General features: G+C 38.7%; 6 protein-coding genes. 2 read left to right on the top strand and 4 right to left on the bottom strand.

Annotated elements, in window-relative coordinates; genetic code table 11:
- Window positions 1-64: 64 nt before the first annotated feature.
- Window positions 65-1162 (bottom strand): mandelate racemase/muconate lactonizing enzyme family protein, encoded by a 1098-nt coding sequence (locus AC1DDX_RS22985; protein ID WP_288878765.1) that lies wholly within the window; start codon window positions 1160-1162, stop codon window positions 65-67.
- A 51-nt stretch (window positions 1163-1213) separates the two neighbouring features.
- On the opposite strand from AC1DDX_RS22985, the gene AC1DDX_RS22980 reads away from it, so the two are divergent.
- Together AC1DDX_RS22980 and AC1DDX_RS22975 are read left to right on the top strand one after the other, a co-directional pair.
- Window positions 1214-3229, top strand: a complete 2016-nt coding sequence (locus tag AC1DDX_RS22980; RefSeq protein ID WP_288878767.1) for a thioredoxin domain-containing protein — start codon at window positions 1214-1216, stop codon at window positions 3227-3229.
- A 7-nt stretch (window positions 3230-3236) separates the two neighbouring features.
- The gene (locus AC1DDX_RS22975) at window positions 3237-3737 is read left to right on the top strand and encodes an FKBP-type peptidyl-prolyl cis-trans isomerase (protein ID WP_172659650.1); all 501 of its coding nucleotides are present in this window, start codon (window positions 3237-3239) and stop codon (window positions 3735-3737) included.
- Between the two features lie 54 nt (window positions 3738-3791).
- On the opposite strand, the gene AC1DDX_RS22970 is transcribed toward AC1DDX_RS22975, so the two are convergent.
- The 3 genes from AC1DDX_RS22970 to AC1DDX_RS22960 form a co-directional block, all read right to left on the bottom strand.
- Complete coding sequence (locus AC1DDX_RS22970; RefSeq protein WP_172659651.1) at window positions 3792-4217, bottom strand: Fur family transcriptional regulator; 426 nt, start codon at window positions 4215-4217, stop codon at window positions 3792-3794.
- 10 nt (window positions 4218-4227) lie between these two features.
- On the bottom strand, window positions 4228-4668 hold the full coding sequence (locus AC1DDX_RS22965; RefSeq protein WP_172659652.1) for a hypothetical protein: 441 nt from the start codon (window positions 4666-4668) through the stop codon (window positions 4228-4230).
- A 10-nt stretch (window positions 4669-4678) separates the two neighbouring features.
- Window positions 4679-5197 (bottom strand): ABC transporter permease (locus AC1DDX_RS22960; RefSeq protein ID WP_477622656.1); only part of this gene is annotated, 519 nt, incomplete at its 5' end.

Below are 5197 nucleotides of genomic sequence, written 5' to 3'. Positions count from 1 at the left end.
ATTGTATGCTCGTCGTCATTCTGAATTTATTTCAGAATGACGATTTTATTCCAAATAACTGTTTTTACACTATCCATTTTTCACATGTTTTCAGGAATTTAGGATCTATATCAGCTCCAATTCCAGGAGTATCGGGGATATCAACAATATATCCATTGTAGGTAATACCACCAGTTACGGGGTCAATGAGATGCCCAAGTAAGCAGGAATCCAAATCGAAAAAAATCACATTCGGGCTTGCCAAAGCAAAATGCATATTTGCACTGATTGCTATTCTACTTTCAAGCATTCCACCTATCATGCATTTTGTGCCGGTTTGTAGAGCAATTTCATGAATCTTTTGTGCCTCAAGTATTCCTCCTGATTTTGAAAACTTAATATTAAGGTAATCAACCGAGCCGCTGTTTATCAGCTTTCGCGCGTCGTGATGGTTGTAGCAACTTTCATCTGCCATAATTTTAATAGGAGAGTTGGCTCTTAGTTCGGGTAGCTTATCATCAAACCAGGTACGCATAGGCTGTTCGCAAAATTGAATATCAAAATTCTCCAACGCTCCCAATGCATATAGTGCATCATCAAAACTCCAGCCTTGATTTGCATCGAGTCTCAGAATCATTTCACTGCCAACTGCCTGTCTGATTAAGCTTACCCGTTCGATATCGCTGTGTACATCTTTACCAAGCTTTATTTTGATGATACGGCAGCCTTTAGCTTTAAATCCTATTGCAGTAGTAGCCATGTTTTCGGGGGTATCGATACCTATGGTCATGTCGGTTTCTACAACGCGTTTTTCACCACCTAAATATTTATAGAGGGGTTGCCTGGCTTCTTTAGCAGCAATGTCAAACAAGGCCATGTCAAATGCGCTTTTGATGGTGCTGTTGTGTGCAGCGTAACCCAGAAGCTCGCTCATTCTTTCAGGTATGTCAAGAGGGTCTTTTCCAATAAGAATACTGGCAAACTCTTTTGCCATTGCAAGACAGGTTTCCTGACTTTCTCCAACAATCATGGGAAACGCTGAGCATTCCCCAATCCCATAAATATTATTGTTGGTGTAAATCTTAATGAGTACATTCTGAGCGAAATACATAGTGCCAGTAGCAATTGCAAATGGTTCTGTTGGTATGCTGAAACGATAAATTTCGATATATGTAATCTTCATGTTATCAGAGCTATACTGTAAAAGTACAACTTATCTTTTTACCTTTATAGCATGAATTTAGAACCCAATAATTTAATTAAAGCCTCATCACCTTACTTGTTGCAACATGCCTATAACCCCGTAAACTGGTATGAATGGGGAGAAGAAGCGTTGCAAAAGGCGGAGGCGGAAAATAAGTTAATATTGGTTAGTATAGGTTATTCGGCATGCCATTGGTGCCATGTTATGGAGCGCGAGAGTTTTGAAAAACATGAAGTTGCCGAAGTAATGAATGAGCACTTTGTATGTATTAAAGTGGATAGAGAAGAGCGGCCTGATATTGATCAGATTTACATGATGGCCATACAGTTAATGACTGGTAGTGGGGGCTGGCCTTTAAATTGTATTTGCCTGCCAGATCAAAGACCAATTTATGGTGGTACTTATTTTAAAAAAGACGATTGGATCAGTGTTTTATTGAGCGTTGCTAACTTATGGGCCAATGAGCCTGATAAGGCTAAGCAGTATGCCGACAGGCTTACCGATGGAATTCGTAACTCTGAAAAGGTAATCCCTAATGTTAAGGTTGATGAATATACCAGGGCGCATCTAACAGAAATTATAGAGCCCTGGAAAAGATACTTTGATATGGCTGAGGGTGGTTACAACCGTGCCCCAAAATTTCCATTGCCAAATAATTGGCAGTTTATGCTAAGATATAGTCACCTGATGGAAGATGACGCTACTCACGTATCGGCTTTACTTACTTTGGAAAAAATGGCGCTCGGCGGTATTTATGACCATGTTGGAGGAGGATTTGCCAGATATTCTGTAGATGGTAATTGGCATGTTCCTCATTTCGAAAAAATGCTTTATGATAACGGACAGCTGATAAGCCTTTATGCTGAAGCTTACCAATATTCTAAATCTCTCCTGTTTAGAGACGTAGTAGTGGAAACTATTGATTGGCTTGAAAGAGAAATGACTTCGCCCGAGGGCTTATTTTACTCTGCTCTGGATGCCGATAGCGAAGGTGTGGAAGGTAAGTTTTATGTTTGGAACAAGGAAGAATTTGATGCCGTATTAGAAGAGGATGCTCAACTGCTGGCAAATTATTATAACGTTACAGATGATGGGAATTGGGAAGAAGAAGAAATCAATATACTTTTAAGGAAGTTTGAAGAAGAGGAATATGCAGATGTAAAAGGAATAACAGTAATGGAGCTTCAGGAAAAGATAAGAGAAGCGAAGGTTAAACTGTTACAGGCACGTAGCAAAAGAGTGCGTCCGGGATTGGACGACAAATGTCTTACTGCATGGAATGCAATGGCTATTAAAGGGTTAGCTGAAAGTGCTGGTATATTTAGTATTTCACATTATTATGAATTGGCAAAAAAAGCTGCCGATTTTATACTGGCAAATTTGCGTATGCCTGACGGTGGCTTGTATCGCAACTTTAAAAGCGGAAAGGTAACCATTCCGGGGTTTTTAGATGACTATGCTTTTTTTGTTGAAGCTTTGATTGCGCTTTATCAATCAGATTCTGCTGACCGCTGGCTCACTGAAGCAAAGCAGTTAACCGATTATGTGCTGACAAACTTTGAGGATCCAGATAGTCCGATGTTGTTTTATACCTCTGCCAGTGGTGAAACTCTGATTGCCCGTAAGCATGAAATAATGGACAATGTTATTCCATCTTCAAATTCAACAATGGCACAGAATTTACACGTTTTGGGATTGTTATTTGATAATGAACAATATATAAACAAAGCCGCTGCGATGCTTACATCCGTTCATCCTCAAATAAAAACATACGGTTCAGCATATTCTAACTGGGCTATTCAATTGCTTAATGAAGTATTCGGAATTAATGAGATTGCTATAACCGGTGATAAGGTATCAGAGATAAAAAGGGAACTGAATATGCATTACATCCCTAATAAAATTACATTGGCCGGAACAAATTCGAGCTTACCTTTGTTAAAAGATAAGCAAAGCATTGAAACAAAAATCTATATTTGCCGAAATAAAGCGTGCCAGTTGCCGGTAGCTACCGTTGATGAAGCATTACAATTGATAACTAAATAACATCATAATGAGTATTAAACCCAATACAGTAGTATCATTAACGTACGAATTGCATACGACTAATGAAGAAGGACAACAAGTTTTTGTAGAGAAAGCAGATGAGCAAAACGCATTAGTATTTCTTTATGGTACAGGAATGATGTTGCCAAAATTTGAAGAACATTTAGATGGTCTGAATGTTGGAGATGAATATAGCTTTGAACTTAGCGCAGCTGATGGTTACGGTGAATTAGATCCGGGAGCTTTTGCAGACTTGCCTAAAGACATGTTTAAAGATGTTGAATTGCCTTCAGTAGGTGATGTTATCCCTTTACAAGATAATCAAGGTAACCACTTCAGAGCTGGCGTTACAGCTGTTCATGAGGATGTTATTTCAGTAGATTTGAACCACCCGATGGCTGGTAAAAATTTAATATTTGCTGGTAAAATTTTAACTGTACGTGAGGCTACTCAAGATGAATTGAGCCATGGTCATGCGCATGGTGCTGATGGTCATTCAGGTCATTAATAGCTAATTTGCTTAAAAACCCCTGATTTTCGAAAAGAAGATCAGGGGTTTTTATCAGTGAACCGCGCTGCTGTTGCACTTTTCACAAACCCCATAGGCCGTTGAGGTTACGGTTGTAGCTGTAAAACCTTCGGGCATTTTAATTCTTGGGACATTAACCTCCAAACAATAAATCTTAAGGCAGTTTGTACAATTAAAGTGTACATGCTCATCATGATGATGGTGTTCTGTACAGGAGGCCGAGCAGATTGCATAATTGGCAGTTCCATTCATATCCATAATCCTATGAAGTATACCCTTATCTTCATAAGTATTCAATATCCTGTATAGCGTAACCCTATCTATTTCTTTACCGAGCTTTTTCTCCAGCTCTGGTTGCGAAACAGCAGCTTTATCCAAAGCAATTTCTTCGAGTACGCGAACCCTTTGTTTGGTATGTTTTAAATCGTGCGTTCTTAATATGTTGGCTGGATCTATCATCTTGGTTAATTTATATAGGTTTGGCTGCAGTTAGTACAATTGGAGGGTTATCCATTGCATTGCCAGTATTTAACTTTAAAGTTCCCTTTACAGTTATGGTTTGATAAGTGAATTTTATCGGTTCGGTTAGCTCTACCAACACCATAATTGGTACCCCATTTTTACCGCAGAAATAACATTGATTAATGGGTAAGGTTGAGAGCATGAACTTAGTCTGTTTCATCCCGTCTTTAATAGGAACAATATAACCCTCAAGCTCAAAGGGCTTATTGGCAAATTTCTTTATGTTGTTGTTATAAACTGCAAACATCTCTGTATCCTTAACGATTTTGAAATCTACACTGCCAATAACATCCCAGTTGTCAGACATTATCTGATCATCAGGATTGTGCTGTGCCTTAACAGCGAGACCAGTAAAAAGTAATAAGAAGAGAATAATATTTTTTATCATAAATGTGTGTTTAATTCTTTGATAATATTTTAGAGATGTTTGATCTATAGGCCTGGACAGCAGGTATTATAGATGCAAATATACCAATAGCAAGTCCGGCTGCAAATAAATATGCCTCATCACCGAGTAAAATCAATCCGGTTAATCGTGCCTGACTGCTTTCCTGATTGCTTCCAATAAATTCTAATGCCAAATGCCCTAATGCTATTCCAATAATTGTACCTGCTAAAGTAAGCATAATCCCTTCTGTAATTACAATCAGAAACAGCTTAGCTCTGGATGCTCCCAGTGTACGCATAATGGCCAAATCATAACTTCTTTCTTTTAACGAGTTGTACAGATTTACAAATACACTTATTGCTGCAATGAACATAATAAGTAAGGCAAACCATTGCAAGGTATCCACACCAATGCCTATTAAAGAAAACAATCTGGTGCTTTCCTGAGCGGGAGAGGCAGCCTGCATATTTGTAGATTCATTTACCATGCGAGGAAACATAACTACCGACATTGGTGAACGGTACTGGAT

It is taken from the genome of Pedobacter sp. 10L46_2, assembly GCF_056395165.1.
This window is presented reverse-complemented; position numbering and strand designations above follow the sequence as displayed.